Below are 16,392 nucleotides of genomic sequence, written 5' to 3' on the forward strand. Positions count from 1 at the left end.
ATGGCAACGATCGGAATTGCAGCGAAACATTGCGGAAACAGAGAATTTAGCCAATGCAGCTTTAAATCAATTTGAGTCTGGTGAAAGTCAGTTAGATGCGTTGATGACAGCAATTGAATCAGGGGAGAGGTTGAAGGAGTTGGTTAAACATACCCCCGATTTAGCCAGTTATCCTACTACACTGCCGTTCTTAGCGTTGCAGAGAATTAATAGTGAGATAAGAAATAAGAACAGGTTTCTCAGCAATGATGTTGTTGAAACCGACGATACATTTTTTACTCCAGATAGTCAACATATCATTTCAGCCAGTCATGCGTATGGAAAAATAACCATCTGGAACCAAGCGGGACAGATTATTGCAGAATGGGAAGATCCACAAAACAAGAAAATCCAGTATGTTTCTATTAGCCCAAATGGAAAGTATATTGCTACAGTCAATTCAGGACACTCAATTCATATTTATAATTTGAATGGAGACCTTGTTTCTAGTGAGAAGCTGGCTGACTATTTTTGGCAAGCAGATTTCTTCTCAAGGGAGCAACGTATAGATCCACGTATAGTTGAATTTAGTACCAAAAGTGATTATATTGCCATAGCTGATACTTACTCATCCAAAGTACAATTTACTGATTTTTCAGGTAAGCTTATTAAAGAAATTGAAAGCAATGCAGAAGGCACAATATATAGTATTAAATTTTACCCGAATGGCAAAGAAGTGATCATTGGTAATGCTGTGGGTGTTTTAGAAGTATATAACTTAGAAACGCTGAATAAAATCAAGACGATTAAAGCACATGATTCTAGAATCATAAAAATTGAAATTAGTGCTGACGGGAATCGAATTGCTACGTTAGGTATTGATAATGGAGATTCTGGGCAACCTGAATATGTATCTAAACTTTGGAATATATCTGGAGATAAAATATCAAATTTGAATTCTTCTAAGGTACTTAATTGGAATGCCAATCTTGGAGATATTGATTTCAGTCCTGATGGTCAACAAATCTCCACAGTACATCCAGGACTTGGATTACTCAATACTTATAATTCTCATTCCGGGGAATTAATTAGACAGACTACAATAAATAGATTATCTGGGTTTGGTTTAAGTTATAGCCCAGATGGTAGTGTCATTGGCGTTGCTGGAGAGCCTGGAATTCAATTTATCAGTGCATCTGATAATATATTTCAAGAATTACCAATAAATTATGAACGCATAGACCCAAGAGGATATAAGGAGAGCAGTTTAGTTAATCTTCAATATACTGATGATAGCAAATACTTATTTGCTACAGATGCTGGCAATCGTGTTTTAGATATTTGGAATTTGGAACAGCTTAACCCTCGAAGACTGGAGCTAGATAGCTCCAGATGGATGACTCTTTCTAGAAATGGTAAGAATTTAATTGAATTTCATAATAGTAGTATTAGTGTTTTTTCACAAAAAGGTGAATTAATTTCGACATTAAAAGGGACATATGAAAACAGAGATGATGAGACAGAAAATGATAGTTTTTTCACTGTGTTTAGCCACCTCTTGGGTAACGGATATGTTTTCCCCGATTACTATAGCTCCAGTTATAATGGCAATGTAATTGTCACGATGGGAAGGGGTTGGAATAGTGTTCCAATTGGAACACGGCCAATCTATTTATGGGATTTGACACAAGAAAGTTTTAAGAAAGTACAAGACAACTCAATAACTCAAGTAGCAGAACGAGTTGTAATTAGTCCAGACGGAAATTACATTGTTGCTCTTGATAATACAGGAGGTGGCTTTATGGGATACCTATTGGATGGATCTGGCAACTTAATTTATGACCTAGATGTTAAGGACATTCAAGAAACTGAAGAAGAGGCCGATAATTTGTTTTCAGGAATAGGGATTCTGTTATCTCATAATTTTTCGGAAACTCGTCATTTTGATGAAAATCTCTCTTATAAAGAGATTAAAGTTATTCCCATTATGCAAGTTTGGAAAAACTCGACGGCAATTCAAGCAGGCTTTCAACCTGGAGATCTTCTTCTAGAAGTGGATGGCAAACCTGTGTCTGAATTTGAAGATCCTCTAGACACCTATCAGATCTTGAATGGAGAACTAGGAACTATTGCTAAACTAAAGATTAAAAGAGGTATTGAAATACAAGAATTTAGTGTTGAACGTGAAAATTTACAATATCCAATATCTAATCAATTCATTATAGGCGATCATGGAAAATTTAGCCCTAATAGTAAATATTTGTTGACATGGATGAGAGGGGAGAAATTATTATTTTTGCGAGATTTAGAATCAGAAGAACAAGTTACCTGGAATCATCCAGCAACGATTCTGAATGTCTATCCTAGTCCTGACAATAAACTGATTGCAATTACTGGCACGGATTATACCATCAGCCTATTAGATTATTCCGGTAACCTAATTCGCTCCATTAAAGTCCAACAATCTCCCAATGACTTAGCATTCAGTCCTGATGGCGAGAGAATCGCTTTTTTAGGACATCCTAATGAACTGAGTATCTGGAATTTAGCGGGAAAGATGCTGGCTAAATATACCATTCCGGAAGAAGGTGCAGGATTAGTTAGATTTGCTCCTGATGGAAAATCGCCGGAAACACTTTGGTTCTTGATATTAGGCAGTATATCTTTCCCATCTCTATGAGTCGATGAGACTATCTCAACTACCAGTATCCCATTACAGGGTATACGGTGGCGATCGCCCCAACTGTAATAAAATAGAGTATCACTCCTACTCAACCGCCCTCTTGTCGTGACGCGCCAACCCCACGATCAATTTGCCAAGCAGTACCTCAAAGAACTACTCGAACCCCTGGGAGAAGTAGAAATTAGTCGGGAAATTTCAGGGGAAGCTCTGGCTATTGACCTGATTTTCGAGCCATCCCCTAAACCACCAAACAACCCTCCAGCCTTGGGTTTACTCTCTCAACTGGCTTCTACGCCTTGTTTACTAGAACCCTATCGCAACTGTCCCAGCAACCCAGAAATTCGCAACTGTATTCTCAAGCTTTTCCATGTCCATGCAGAACTGCAACGTCAAGCCAAACGGGAGCAGCGAACCCTGGAGGAAGAGCAATTGCCTCGATTATGGATTTTAACGCCAACTGTTTCTGAGAAAGTATTAGAAGGATTAGGCGCTCGTCCTGACTTAAAACAATGGTGTGCAGGAGTACATCTTTTAGCAAAAACACTCAAAGCGGGGATTATTGCCATCAACCAACTCCCGGAAATCCCAGAAACCTTATGGTTAAGGATGTTGGGAAAAGGAGGAACACAGAAAAGAGCCATTGAGCAAGTGCTGGAACTACCCATAGAACATCCTCAACGGCGAAATATTCTACAGTTAGTGGGGATATGGCGGATTAATGTTGCCAGTAAAATAGAGTTAGACACAGAAGAAAGGGAGTTGATTATGGAATTATCACCAGCCTATCTAAAATGGCGAGAAGATACAATTCAAGAAGGGGTTCGACAAGGACTCCAACAAGGACTCCAACAAAGTGTTCAGCGACAACGCTTGATGCTTGAAGCTCTTTTAAGAACTCGGTTTGGTGAGTTGGATGAGGCGATTTTGGGCATTATTGACTCTCTGTTAGTCTTATCTCCCGATGAGTTTATGCCTTTGTGTTTGCAGTTATCCCGTGAGGAGTTGTTGGAGCAATTTGGCGATCGCCAATCTTAAGTATTGCTAGTCTAAATGAATTGTGCAACAGGAAATGCCCTCTCCCACGGGATTCTTGACTTTCCCCTTCTCCTGGGGGATGAGGGGCAGTCGCTTCGCTACGGGAGGACACTACTGAAACCTTGAATGTTTTGGTGTGGGAGCGTCTGGCTCCCAAGCGTCTTAACTCTTCCTCCCTCTATTGAGCAGGAAAGACTCCTGGACGGACAGTTAAAGGTAAAGACCGATCGCCACGACGGATTAACACGTTTAAAGAACTACCCACTTGGGTATTTTGTACTGCTTGTTGAATTTCCGTGGCTTCCCTCATCGGTTTACCATCGATTTCGGTAATCACATCTCCAGCGCGGATACCAGCTTGAGCTGCTGGAGATTGGGGCATTACTTGCACAATTAAAACCCCCTGCTCTGCGGAGATCTTAAAGCCACTATTCGGATTTTGATTAATTTCTTTTTGCAGATCTGGCGTTAGGGTGACCATTTGAATGCCAAGGTAGGGATGGTCTACTTGACCTTTACTGACCAGTTGATCGGCAATGTTTTGGGCTGTATTGATGGGAATGGAAAAGCCTAAGCCTTGGGCCCCTTGAATAATGGCGGTATTAATACCAATAACTTCCCCATTTTGGTTGAGTAGGGGGCCGCCAGAATTACCGGGGTTAATGGCTGCATCGGTTTGAATAAAGCTCACTCGTTTATCGGGAATCCCCACTTGGGCGCTAGAGCGACCGGTGGCGCTGATAATGCCTACGGTAACCGTATTGTCTAAACCGAGGGGGTTACCAATGGCGATCGCCCATTCACCGGGCTGTAAAGTATCCGAATTCCCCAATTTTACCGTGGGTAGATTTTCTCCTTCAATCTTGACAACTGCTACATCAGTGACTGGGTCTGTACCTAAAACTTTTCCTTCTAAGGTGCGTCCATCTTTGAGCGTCACATCTACGATATCTGTGCCCTCAATCACATGGGCATTGGTTAAAATCATACCTTCTTCATTAATAATAAATCCTGAACCTGACCCTCGAACTTCTCGTTCTTGGGGCATGGGAGTTGAACCACCAAAGAAGCGCCGGAAAAAGGGATCGTTGAAGACATCCGGGACTTGTTGCGTGACAATCCGGGACGCATCAATGCGAACAACCGCAGGACCAACATTTTGTACAACCTGACTGACAAAACTATCATTACTGGTGGGCACTAATGGAGCCGTTGTGCTTGAAGGAAGGGCTGAGACAGTCGTAGAGGTTTGTTGAGTTGAAGTGGATAAATTTGGCGATCGCGATAAAACCTGAGTCCCAACTAAAGTGAGCGTACTGCCCAAGAGCATTAGGGTAATGTAGATGAGGGGTTGTTTCCAGGGGGCTGGAGTTGCCGGTTTATCGGATGGATAGGGATTGGTCATGGGTCACACTCTGGCGATATCAGGTTAAGTCAATGCTGACCGTTTAGCTTTATATTATTAGGTTAGCGATTTTGTCGGTTGATTGGCTGTTTCGGTTAACCGCACTGGGAGAAGATGCGGGGGCACTCCAGATGCGCAGATTAATCACTACGCCTTATGCTATAGGGGCCAAAATTCTTCATCAGATTGATCGGATGAATTCCGATCGCCACTTCCGCCATTCAACGTAGCAATTTGACGTTGATAATCATTCGGATCGAGTCCCTTACCCATGGCTGCAAATTCTGGATCGATCGCCTGTTCTAAAGCTTGAACTCGATCGTTAGTATGGGGATGGGTGCTGAGAAAGGTTGGTCTAGAGGGCGATCGGCCTAATTTTTTCATGAAGTCTACCATGCCAATTTGGGCATAGCCTGCCGCTGTCATCATATTCAGTCCCACTCGATCTGCTTCATATTCGGCTTCCCTAGAATGGGGTAAACGCAGGGCAATTTCTACTCCTAAGCGTACGATCTGGCTTTGATCGACTCCCGCAGCAGTTGCTAACCCATTGGTTAGAGCGACGCGACGCATTTGGTTAATGGCATGACGTTCGGTGATATGGGCAATTTCATGACCGATGACGCTCGCTAATTCGGCTTCGTTTTCAGCTTCTTTCATCAGTCCGGTGTGGAGATAAACAAAGCCGCCCAGGGTAGCAAAGGCATTAACAGAATCATCATCAACGATTTGGAATGTATACCGATAATTTGATGTGGGTGGACGGTAACTTTCTTTCGCCAGCCGTTGCCCAATGCGATCGATGTAATCCGTTAATTCAGGATCGTCATAGATTCGGACTTCTTGGCTAATGAGTTGCTGGTTAATTTGTTTGCCTAGGGCTATTTCCTGGCGATCGCCTAAACTGGTCAGTTGCACATATTGAATCACATCTGGAAGAATATCCCAAATCGAAAACCCTTGGCTCATTTGGGGACTCCCCACCCAAATTCCCAGGGCAACCCAAAGGGAAATCACGGGATAAATCCATCGCCGAAGCTTCAATTTCTTCATAAGACTTAACATAGCCATCATTCACCGTCACGCAGATGTCCTTAGACGCACCCACCTCTTCAAAGGTTGCTTGAAGCTCTAGAGTTCGATCCTGAGGAAAGTTTTCTATCTACACTTTAATGTAATGTACAGTCTAGTTTTAGGGAATCAGGACTCTCAAGGGTTGTCTTACATCAAGGCGAAATAGGGGTAATTCATTGCCCCTATTGTCGTGAATTGATTGTTCTGGTATTGCATAAAAGAGTGTCCAATTGAGGTTGAGCCACAGAAAGTTAGTTGAGAATAGCTAGATCAATCGTCCCCTTCTACTGGAGACACCACAGTTACGGCTAAGAACAGGAGTCCCACACTGGCTACTCCTAAGAGCAATACGAAAATTAAACGTTTAACCCATTGAACTAATCCGCGATCGACAGACGCTATTTTCTGTAACGAATTCGGCTCAACTTGCAGTTCTAGCCTATCCGCAGAAACGGCAGGGGGAGGGGTGGAATAGGATAATTCTCTCATGGCAGTTTGACCCAAGATTAAGGGAATAAAAATAAGCAATGACTCGTTTTATTCCTGACTAACTGATGTGGTTATCTTTTTTATCCTATGATATCATCTTCAGGAATTGTTTTCCATCTGGTTTTTTACTAATTGACGGCTGATATAGATTCGGATCACTTGAAAGTCTTGCTGGGTAACTGGAATAGACAATATAGCGCTTCACACTCTAGCAATAGTCTGTATCACTTAAGGTCTAAGGCTTCAAGCTGAACTCCATAAGAAGAGAGATACACTATAGAAGACAAATAGAGCAGCAAGTCAAGAGTTTCAGTCTCTAATTCATATCAGACATGATTGGATAAAAATTGGGTTTAAATTAAGTTAGAATTACAGGAAAAACAACTTATATCTATAGTAACAAGTTTATTGGCACATGGGGATCAATTTTAAGAATTCTCAAAATAACGATCGATATCGGTTAAGTATCCAAGCTTATTGCCGTCCATTTAAGCAGCCCTTGCATACCCATCATGGCGTGTGGCGCGATCGCCAAGGGATTTGGATTCAGTTGCGCCGGATCGACGAAGAAGAATCGAACGATCGCGGTTGGGGAGAAATTTCCCCCTTACCTGCGTTTGGGTCAGAAAATGTTACAGAAGCTTTACAATTTTGTCAGTCGTTTGGTGGTCAAATTACCGAGGAACAGATTCGTTCTATTCCCGATCGTTTCCCTGCCTGTCAATTTGGTTTTGAGTCAGCCTTAATCGATCTACACAATTGGGAAGCGCCGCCTAATTTAACTCAGGTTTGTGGCTTATTACCGACAGGAAAAGCCGCCCTCGACCTCCAATTGCCAATTTGGAATCAAGGCTATCAAACATTGAAATGGAAAATAGCGGTAGCAGAGATTTCCCAAGAATTGAACGATTTTCAAGACCTCTTATCGATGCTTTCAGATGGGATAAAACTGCGCTTGGATGCTAATGGGGGACTCACGGAAACTCAGGCCCATCAATGGTTGCAAGCCTGTGCAGATCGGCCGGTGGAATTTTTGGAACAACCTCTAGGGATATCTGAGTTTGAGGCTATGTTAGCCCTCTCTCAGGAGTATCCAACCCCTTTAGCTTTAGATGAATCGATCGCCACCTGGCAACAGTTCCTAAACTGTTATCACGCAGGATGGCCAGGAGTTATGGTTGTTAAACCCGCAATTTTAGGCTTTCCCTCCCGGTTGATCGAGTTTTGCCAAGCTTATCGAGTGGATATGGTTCTCTCTTCTGTCTTTGAAACGGCGATCGCCCGTAAAATGCTCCTCAGATTAGCGGCGACTCTTAACCTACAGCGTGCCCTTGGATTGGGAACCGATCGCTGGTTCGAGGACTGAGGGGATGGGGGGATGGGGCGATAGGGAGACACGGGAACGCGGGGAGATTCCCTATTGCCTCTTCCCTGTTGCCTCTTCCCTGTTGCCTCTTCCCTGTTGCCTCTTCCCTTCCCTCAAATTCTTACCAAATGTGGAGACTCTGAGCGCAACCGTTGCAAAATCTGCTTTAACACCATCGCTGTCCAATCTATATCCGCTTCAGTGGTTTGTTTACCCAACGTGAAGCGAATGCCGCCGATCGCCTCCCGATCGGAATATCCCATCGCTTTTAAAATTGGACTTGGAGAAAGTTTCCCACTATGACAAGCCGAACCTGCACTAATCCCAATTCCTGCTAAATTCAGTTGCCGTACTAAGGTTTTGCCCGTAATTTCCCGAGTATCTTGCCAACATAAGCTTACGTGATGAGGTAAGCGATGCCAGCGATCGCCCGTAGGGACTAAGCCCTCAATATCCACCAATTGCTCAAAGAGGCGATCTCGCAACCGCCTTAACCGCAGCATTTCTTCTGGTAACTCTTCACTAGCTAATTCCGCAGCTACCCCAAAACCAGCGATCGCCACCGTAGCCTCTGTTCCCGAACGTAATCCCCGCTCCTGTCCACCTCCACCGATTAAGGGATGCAACTGAACTCCCGGTCGCACATACAACGCTCCCGTTCCTTGAGGACCATAAATCTTATGACTCGACAACGACAACAAATCTACCGGCAAACTGGCCACATCTAAAGGTAATCGTCCTGCCACCTGTACCGCATCTGTGTGAAAAACGATGCCATGGGCTTGTGCAATTTTTCCCAACTCCTCAATCGGTTGTAAGGTTCCCACCTCACTTTGACCATAGATAACCGAAATTAACACCGTATCCTTACTAATAGCCGCTTCTAAATCCGCCGGATTGATCCTGCCCTGGCGACTCACCGGTAAACGAGTCACCCTCCATCCCCGTTGCTCTAAAAATTGGGCCGGTTGGGCAACAGCCGAATGCTCCACACTGGAAATAATTAAATGTTGCGGTTGAGTATATTGCCCAGCAATCCCCATCAGGGCTAAATTATCAGACTCTGTGCCACCAGACGTAAAAATAATCGATTCGCTAGAACTGGCTCCAATTAAACCAGACACCTGCATTCTGGCTAATTCTAATACCGTCGCTGCCCGTTGTCCCCAACTATGTAAACTGGACGGATTGCCCCATTGATGAAGCAAAATCTCCTGCATGGCAGCGATCGCCTCTGGGCGTGTTGGGGTGGTAGCACTATAATCCAAATAAATTTGCATAAGTGGGTTCAGTAGCGTCGGGATCTCCTCTCTTCAGCTTAGTATGGTTTGACCGCTGTGTGTCAATTGGCATCTTCGGCTAGAGATTGGATAGACTAAGCAAGGTGATTGCCATACGGGACTTTGATTACCTGAGTCCGAAAATTTAGGCGACAGGGAGCAGGATCGCCAATTGATCTACCTATGCTTAACAATGATGGAAATTTTGGCTAAACAACAACATAAACAGGGAATTCGGTGGTTGATGGGATCGGGGGCGATCGCCGCAATTTCTGTTTTCAGTCTTCTGGCTTATACCTCAATACTTCAACGTACCCCTTCACCCGTGAAAGTCACGACAACAGCGATTGAATCCGGTTCACTAGAGCAGACGATTAATGAAAGTGGAATCGTGCGATTGGGCGATCAACAAACGATCAAAGCCCCTGATGATAGTACAGTCGAGCAAGTGTTAGTCACTGTGGGTGAACAGGTACAGGCTGGAGAGGAAATCATTCGGTTACGCAATCCAGAACGGGAAACTCGTTTGCAAGCACAACTGACTGAAATCGAAGAAACGATGGTTCAGTTGGCACACGATCGACAGAAGGTGCAAGCAGCCGAACAGACATTAGAAACAACCCAACGACAACTTCAGATTCACACGTTGGAATTGGAAGAAAAACAGTTAAGGTTAGAACGTCACCAACAACAGGTGCAGGAAAAACAAGCGGATTTAGCCGATAGTCAAGAAGAGTTAGAAAATCTACTAGAATTAGAGGAGAAGGGATTTATTTCTGGAGATCAATTGCGAAGCCAACGCCGAAAGGTGAGAGATGCTGAAATTGCTGTGCGTGAGGCCCAATTAACAGTAGAAACAGAAACCCTCATCTTAGAACGGCAGAAATTAGAACAATCTAATCAACAGCAGACGGCGATCGCAAGTGCCACTTCTGAACTGCAAAATGCCCAACTTGCTGTCAACAGAATCCAACTGCAACTGCAACGACAAGAGTTAGAGTTACGCAAAATTCAACAAGAACTGCAAGATACCCTGATTACTACTCCCATCAATGGCGTAGTTTTACGGGTGAATGTTAATAATGGTGAGGGAGTCACACGGGGGCATGAGTTATTAACCCTGGGAGACCCCACCCAGGAATATGTACGGCTGAGTTTATCCACCCTGAATGCAGCCAAAGTACGCTTGAATCAACCTGCTCGGATTACGATTATTGGTCCGGATTCCCCAGTTTATGACGGTCAAGTCGTGGCGTTATCTCCCCAAGCGATCTCCGTCTCCGACTCTCAAGGCTCGCCAGGTGGACTGGCGACTGTATCAGCTATCATTCAACTCAATCAGTCCACAGGAACTTTGATTCCGGGAAGTCAGGTCAATGTGGAAATTATCCTCGATCAGCGCCAAGATGTGGTGGTGGTTGGTTTAGAGGCGTTACAAAGGTCAGGCAAAATGACGTTTGTTTGGGTCAAAGATGAGCAGGGTTTCGCCCAAAAACGAGAAGTGACCCTAGGTTTAGAAGGCTTAGATACAGTAGAAGTACTATCTGGTTTAACACCAGGGGATAACGTGATTCTACCCAATCCAGATCTAAATTTGGAACCGGGAACCCCTTTAGAGACCCAATCGAGTTAGGATGGGTGACTTAAGATTCTCCAGGGGAGGTATGTTGGATGACTCGATAGAGAAGCCAGAGGGTGACGGTTACACCAACGAGTTCAGCGGCGATCGTATTCATCATTGCTTGTAGGGCAATCATATTCATAGGCACAATAATAGAGCCGGGATTAACAACCGCAGCTCCTGGCATAGGCGTATAAATGGTTGAGGCTCCAGGAGGCAAGGATAACATCCGGAATAATAAGGTTCCGACTCGCCAGAGAGCCACAATCATCGCGCAAGTCATGCCACACAAATTGGCTAGAATCCCAATCCATAGACTACGACGAATTTGAGCCTTAGAGGGGCGCAATTCTGGATTTTTGAGTTGATCGGACAATTGAGTGTAATGAAAACACCAATAAATCGTAAAAATTAAGGTTAATAAACACCCATAGGCTAGAATTGTACCTAGCCAAGCATTACCCGCTTGTGCAGAGTTCGGTCTATTGTCAAATAACAAGACAAACAGCAAAATAACAATGGGTATGATTCCTAAACCAAGTTGTACCCAAAAACCAATCCATCCCAATCGATAAAATTCGCTGGCAATTTGGTGGACATTAGGTTTAGAAGGAGGTAGCGGATCAAACATAAATTTAGGAAAGCAGAGACTATGATCGATAGTGTACAAGGAACAGGAAACTCGAGAGAATTAGATCCTTACTTCTTTAACTTCTAGAGAATTCGTTTATCTTAAAAACTATGTCAGGATGCATCTAGGGACATCATAACTGCAATGAGGCCGTCCACAGTGAGCGTAAATACTCCTCCTTATCTTGTCCTTAAAACCCCTTCATCAATTCGCCATCTTTCATTAGCGGGCAATCAGTGTTGGACCATTGGACGCACTCAAGACAATACCGTCGTGTTGTCTGATCCATGGATCTCGCGTAACCATGCCATGATCCAACATACAGACACGGGAACAGTTTATTTAATCGATCTTGGAAGTCGTAATGGAACGTTTGTCAATGGTCGTCGGGTGAATGTGCCAGTCACCCTACAAGATGGGGATCATTTGATGTTTGGCCAGACTGAGGCCCACTTTCACGATCCCTTGGCGGTTCCAGACCCAACCTTAGATTTGGAAGATATAGAAGAGAATTCCCATGTGACGGCGGCTTTACATGTGCGTCGGTTGATTTCGGTGATGGTGGTTGATATTCGCAATTTTACCGGTTTGACTCAGCAGATGGATGATGTCACTTTATCAACGATGATGGGCAATTGGTTTCGCAATGTTGGCAAGATTCTCCGCAAGTATGATAGCTGGGTGGATAAGTATATTGGGGATGCGGTGATGGCGGTTTGGTTTCATGGTACGGAGGGGGTAAACCAAATGGAGGTGATGAAAATCCTCTATGCTCTCCATCAACTGCATCAGATGACCCAGAAGTTGGCCAAGGAGTATCCTTTGCCGTCACCGATGCGTATTGGAGCTGGAGTAAATACGGGATATGCCATGGTGGGCAATACGGGAAGTGGCGATCGCCCGGATTATACAGCTTTAGGAGATACCGTTAATGCGGCTTTCCGACTCGAATCTTGTACGAAGCAAATTCAGAAAGATATTGCTCTAGGTAAAACAACTTATCAGTATTTGTTTAGTGTGGGAACGAATCCGACTCTATTTGAAAAACATATGGTGCAACTGAAAGGGTATGAACATCCTGCTGTTACCTATGGCTGCTCGTTTTCTCAATTGCAGGCATTTTTGCTTAAATCCCCTAAATTTCACTGATGCATGGCATCAATGGGCCAAATCAGTCCCATAATAGGTAATGATGGCTGTGTCATGGTTTAGTAATAACTGATTAATAAAGGAGGAATGATGCCCATGAAACGATTGCTGTGCCTATTCTCTGCTTTCGTGATTTTGCTTGCCACTCTGATGAGCGTTAATACAGCACCTGCTACGGCTGGGGCTTTGACAGTTTCAAGTGTACAGCCTATCTTGGCCGAGGCTAATGTGCGCAATAAGGCCGATGATAAATTGGCGGAAATAGGCGATCTCATTGATTTGAATAACTCTAGTGTCCGATCTTTTCTAGATCTCAAAGGATTTTATCCAGTCTTAGCAACCAAAATTGTGAACAATAGCCCTTATGGGAATGTGGAAGAGATTCTGGACATTCCTGGGTTGAGCGATCGCCAAAAAGCTAGACTTGAAGCCAATTTGGATAAGTTCACCGTTACTGAACCCACAGAAGCGTTTGTCTATGGACAAAATAATGTGAATAACGGTAACTATGACTAAGCACAATTGCTGAAACTAAGAGGTTGGGATCATTGTATAGATGACTCCTCAACCTATCCGATCCTCTGATTCAGGTTCAGGATCAATTTTTAAAGTTTTTTCTCCCCCAGTCTCTTTCTCTATAGATTCACAAGAGGCTGGGATTTTTCTGTCTTTTGCTCTGGTTACACAATTGAGAACGTGCTATACTGAAAACAATTGATAAGTTATTGAACTCAATAAAGATCAAAAACGCGTACAATTGTGAAATATCTGTTACCTACGCTACTGAATTCCGGAAACCACCTGAACTATACTAGGATGCTGCCGATTCTAAGTCCTACTCGGTCAAATCCCGTTGCGACGAACCCGGTTAGGTGTCCTCAGTTCCCTGGCCAAGCAAGAATACTAGGGTCGGAATATCCTTACTTTCCTAGCTAGAAGGTTCTGGTTACTGGTATCTATCAATTAATCAGCAAAATTGCTCCTTGTAGAGTATGAGCGTTAGCGCCCTCCAGTGTCTCCTGTACTTTCAGGAGAACCATTGTCAGGAGGTTCGTACCCTTTGAGCAGTTGAATCGCATCTTGATGGGGGGGATCAACCCGATCAACAGAGGAATTGGCCCAACTTGGTTGTGAACAACTGGCGATCGCTAATGCTCCCGCTAGGAGGAGAGCTGTGTATTTGTCAAGGCTTAACGGTGTCCTCATACCCATAACCCTAGTTAATGCGAGACCTACTTTCCATTATACTGGCAATTTCACTGGCAGTTTTACCGAATTTAACAAATATTGTCAATTGGTCAATCCTGAAGATTCCGTAGATATACGGTTTCACCTTCAGAAGGCTTACGATAGCTCTAAGTGCCACACCTCAAAATCAAGTCTGAGGATTTACGTAACCTTATTCTTTTATTCTGACCCGTTCGCTCAAACCCGGAAATCCTAAAGCTCTAATTGTAAAGATTTGATACAACTTTAGGGATTGCTCTGATGGGAAGACGCAAGAAAATACTGATTTTTACCCTGGATCTTGGCTTGGTACATCGCTTGATCGGCAGATTTGATCAACACCTCAAGACTCTTGCCATCTTGAGGATATACACTAATACCCAAACTTAAAGTGATTTTGAGATCCGCTCCTTTGAGAGTTAGGGGTTGAGTCACGGCCAAAATAATCTTTTCCGCAACCCGAATAGCTACAGATCGACTGGGAATTTGGGGTAGTAAGACTGTAAACTCATCTCCTCCGAGTCGAGCGACTGTATCACTTCCACGCAAACAACTTTTCAGGCGTTTAGCCACTTCCTTAATCACCAAATCCCCCATATCATGGCCAAAGGTATCATTAATATTCTTAAAGCCATCTAAATCCAGGAAGAAGGTCGCTAGCATTTTTTCATTGGCCTGAGCATAAACGAGCGCTTCTTGCAGTCTCTCTTCAAACAACTTACGATTGGCTAAACCGGTCAGTACGTCATGATTAGCAATATGGCGCATCTGGTCTTCTGAGAGCTTCAATTCATCATTGTGGCGTTTGAGATCTTCGGCTAATCGCTCTAATTCCGCTTCCCGTTCTTTTTGTTGAGTAATATCGCGGATCACACCCACTAGAAATGAATTACCCCCAGCATCCCGATGAAGCGATCGCTTAGTTTCAATTACTCGGTGAATTCCCCCAGCATCCGTAAATCCCTCTTCTTGTTGGGTACTTTCCTGAGTTACAAACAGGCTCTCATCTTGTTTCCAGAATTGTTCTGCTTCTTCAGGTGCAAACAAATCATAATCCGATTTATCCATTAACACTTGCAAGGGATAGCCCACTAACTGAGCGTAGGCTTGGTTTAAGACAATCCAACGATGGTTTTGATCTTTGACAAAAATGGGATCGGGAATCGTATTAATAATTCCCTGGAGAAATTCTGTAGAGCGCTTAAGTTCTCCTTCCTGATGGGCAAAATGAATCAAAATCATCAGGGATGAGCCAACAAAGCCGAACAGAGGTGGAATGAAGGGAAACCACCAGCGAGCCAGAAACAGAACATAGCTGGTGAGACAGAGCGTTCCTAGGGTGACTCCTGAACTGAGGGTTAATTGGAAGGGTCTTCTCAATTTCCAGGCTAGAATAGAGCCTAATCCTGACCAAGCGAAAATCCACAAGCCTTCAATAGGATCGGGTAAGGTTCGGATTGCAGTCTGTTCTCCAGTAGCCAGATCTAAAATAAAGCTAATTAAATTGGCTTGAGCTTCAACACCAGGGACGGGATCGGGGTTACTGTAGGGAATAGGAACAAAATCTTTGAGGCTAATGGCAGTTAAACCAATTAAAACCAGGCGATCGCGAAATAACTGTGGATCAACTTCTCCATTTAAAACCTCAGACATAGAAACGGTTGTAAAAGTATCGCGAGGACCGCGAAAATCCGCTAAAAAAGGGTATCCGCTAGCCTCTGCATTGACATAGGCTCCATCGTAGGACTTAAAGGGATAGAAGACGGCTTCGCCTAATTGTAAGTATTTGGGATTGACTGATGAAGCCGTTTCCTCTATACCGAACTGGTCTAAGTATTTTAAGGCGAGTTGGAGGGCAAAACTTTTGTGAACTCTTTCTGTATGTACATAGAGTAACCCTCGACGCACCTTACCATCAATATCTAAGAGAACATTATTAAATCCCACTTGGGTTGTGGGGTTCAAAACTGGAGGAGCGGGAATATTTGGAGCTTTTTTATCAGCTACCCGTTCAATACCGACTAGGTTAGGCAACTGTTGCATCACCTGTTTGAGTTCTTCATGGCCAGGATTGACCGGTAAATCCCGATATAAATCTAATCCAATGGCTTGAGGTTGGCTTTGAGCAATCGTTTCTAGGAGAGTAGCCAAGGTAGAATCAGGGACTGGCCATCCTAGGTTTTGTAGGTCTGGTTCATTGATGCCAATAATAATGATTCGGTCATCTTTTGGTAAGGCAGGACGCAGACGAACGAAGGCATCAAAGGCCAGTAATTCGATCGCCTGTAATAGACCCAAAAATCGTAGAGTCAGGAGGGCAAGAGTGATGCCAGAAGCGGTAAAAATGACTCGATGTTGATTGAAAAAGCGCCGGATGAGCCGATTCCAAAAAGCGGGTATGAAACTTGGATATGACACGGATCGGGTTTTAGGTTAAGAAGAAGGGTAGTGAC

General features: G+C 43.9%; 13 protein-coding genes. 6 read left to right on the forward strand and 7 right to left on the reverse strand.

Annotation, left to right across the window (positions count from 1 at the left end; translation table 11 throughout):
• Positions 1–2,659, forward strand: a 2,659-nt coding sequence (locus J7545_RS05235) for an eIF2A-related protein (RefSeq protein WP_318719264.1), incomplete at its 5' end; no start/stop codon positions are given.
• A gap of 108 nt (positions 2,660–2,767) precedes the next feature.
• Positions 2,768–3,697, forward strand: coding sequence for a hypothetical protein (locus J7545_RS05240; protein WP_318698109.1), 930 nt, complete (start codon positions 2,768–2,770; stop codon positions 3,695–3,697).
• 178 nt (positions 3,698–3,875) lie between these two features.
• Here the strand turns inward: J7545_RS05240 and J7545_RS05245 are convergent, their stop codons facing one another.
• The 3 genes from J7545_RS05245 to J7545_RS05255 all read right to left on the reverse strand — a co-directional run bounded on the left by J7545_RS05245 (position 3,876) and on the right by J7545_RS05255 (position 6,704).
• Complete coding sequence (locus J7545_RS05245; protein ID WP_318719265.1) at positions 3,876–5,102, reverse strand: HhoA/HhoB/HtrA family serine endopeptidase; 1,227 nt, start codon at positions 5,100–5,102, stop codon at positions 3,876–3,878.
• A 159-nt stretch (positions 5,103–5,261) separates the two neighbouring features.
• On the reverse strand, positions 5,262–6,155 hold the full coding sequence (locus J7545_RS05250) for a M48 family metallopeptidase (protein ID WP_318698111.1): 894 nt from the start codon (positions 6,153–6,155) through the stop codon (positions 5,262–5,264).
• A gap of 291 nt (positions 6,156–6,446) precedes the next feature.
• Positions 6,447–6,704 (reverse strand): hypothetical protein, encoded by a 258-nt coding sequence (locus tag J7545_RS05255; RefSeq protein WP_318698112.1) that lies wholly within the window; start codon positions 6,702–6,704, stop codon positions 6,447–6,449.
• Between the two features lie 376 nt (positions 6,705–7,080).
• Here J7545_RS05255 and J7545_RS05260 point away from each other — a divergent pair, with 376 nt between their 5' ends.
• Entirely contained in the window at positions 7,081–8,031 is a 951-nt protein-coding gene (locus tag J7545_RS05260) for an o-succinylbenzoate synthase (RefSeq protein ID WP_318698113.1), read from the forward strand.
• Between the two features lie 113 nt (positions 8,032–8,144).
• On the opposite strand, the gene J7545_RS05265 is transcribed toward J7545_RS05260, so the two are convergent.
• Positions 8,145–9,311 (reverse strand): cysteine desulfurase family protein, encoded by a 1,167-nt coding sequence (locus J7545_RS05265; protein WP_318698114.1) that lies wholly within the window; start codon positions 9,309–9,311, stop codon positions 8,145–8,147.
• Between the two features lie 193 nt (positions 9,312–9,504).
• Here J7545_RS05265 and J7545_RS05270 point away from each other — a divergent pair, with 193 nt between their 5' ends.
• Positions 9,505–10,944, forward strand: coding sequence for an efflux RND transporter periplasmic adaptor subunit (locus tag J7545_RS05270; protein ID WP_318719266.1), 1,440 nt, complete (start codon positions 9,505–9,507; stop codon positions 10,942–10,944).
• 10 nt (positions 10,945–10,954) lie between these two features.
• Here J7545_RS05270 and J7545_RS05275 read toward each other — a convergent pair whose 3' ends face one another.
• Positions 10,955–11,563, reverse strand: a complete 609-nt coding sequence (locus tag J7545_RS05275; protein WP_318698116.1) for a DUF3611 family protein — start codon at positions 11,561–11,563, stop codon at positions 10,955–10,957.
• 144 nt (positions 11,564–11,707) lie between these two features.
• On the opposite strand from J7545_RS05275, the gene J7545_RS05280 reads away from it, so the two are divergent.
• Both J7545_RS05280 and psbU read left to right on the forward strand, forming a co-directional pair.
• Positions 11,708–12,712 carry an adenylate/guanylate cyclase domain-containing protein gene (locus J7545_RS05280; RefSeq protein ID WP_318719267.1) on the forward strand — a complete coding sequence of 335 codons (1,005 nt, stop codon included), beginning with the start codon at positions 11,708–11,710 and terminating at the stop codon, positions 12,710–12,712.
• A 96-nt stretch (positions 12,713–12,808) separates the two neighbouring features.
• Positions 12,809–13,228 (forward strand): photosystem II complex extrinsic protein PsbU, encoded by a 420-nt coding sequence (psbU, locus tag J7545_RS05285; RefSeq protein ID WP_318698118.1) that lies wholly within the window; start codon positions 12,809–12,811, stop codon positions 13,226–13,228.
• Positions 13,229–13,711: 483 nt separating this feature from the next.
• On the opposite strand, the gene J7545_RS05290 is transcribed toward psbU, so the two are convergent.
• Both J7545_RS05290 and J7545_RS05295 read right to left on the reverse strand, forming a co-directional pair.
• On the reverse strand, positions 13,712–13,924 hold the full coding sequence (locus tag J7545_RS05290; RefSeq protein ID WP_318719268.1) for a hypothetical protein: 213 nt from the start codon (positions 13,922–13,924) through the stop codon (positions 13,712–13,714).
• A 261-nt stretch (positions 13,925–14,185) separates the two neighbouring features.
• The gene (locus J7545_RS05295; RefSeq protein ID WP_318719269.1) at positions 14,186–16,357 is read right to left on the reverse strand and encodes a CHASE2 domain-containing protein; all 2,172 of its coding nucleotides are present in this window, start codon (positions 16,355–16,357) and stop codon (positions 14,186–14,188) included.
• Between the last annotated feature and the right edge of the window lie 35 nt (positions 16,358–16,392).

The organism is Roseofilum sp. SBFL, from assembly GCF_017746885.1.
Taxonomy (GTDB): Bacteria; Cyanobacteriota; Cyanobacteriia; order Cyanobacteriales; family Desertifilaceae; genus Roseofilum.

Bases quoted from the DNA above. Each gene is read 5' to 3' on its own strand.
- J7545_RS05245 (WP_318719265.1), bottom strand. From the start codon at position 5,102: ATGACCAATCCCTATCCATCCGATAAACCGGCAACTCCAGCCCCCTGG.
- J7545_RS05250 (WP_318698111.1), bottom strand. From the start codon at position 6,155: ATGAAGAAATTGAAGCTTCGGCGATGGATTTATCCCGTGATTTCCCTT.
- J7545_RS05260 (WP_318698113.1), top strand. From the start codon at position 7,081: ATGGGGATCAATTTTAAGAATTCTCAAAATAACGATCGATATCGGTTA.
- J7545_RS05265 (WP_318698114.1), bottom strand. From the start codon at position 9,311: ATGCAAATTTATTTGGATTATAGTGCTACCACCCCAACACGCCCAGAG.
- J7545_RS05270 (WP_318719266.1), top strand. From the start codon at position 9,505: ATGATGGAAATTTTGGCTAAACAACAACATAAACAGGGAATTCGGTGG.
- J7545_RS05275 (WP_318698116.1), bottom strand. From the start codon at position 11,563: ATGTTTGATCCGCTACCTCCTTCTAAACCTAATGTCCACCAAATTGCC.
- J7545_RS05280 (WP_318719267.1), top strand. From the start codon at position 11,708: ATGAGGCCGTCCACAGTGAGCGTAAATACTCCTCCTTATCTTGTCCTT.
- psbU (WP_318698118.1), top strand. From the start codon at position 12,809: ATGAAACGATTGCTGTGCCTATTCTCTGCTTTCGTGATTTTGCTTGCC.
- J7545_RS05290 (WP_318719268.1), bottom strand. From the start codon at position 13,924: ATGGGTATGAGGACACCGTTAAGCCTTGACAAATACACAGCTCTCCTC.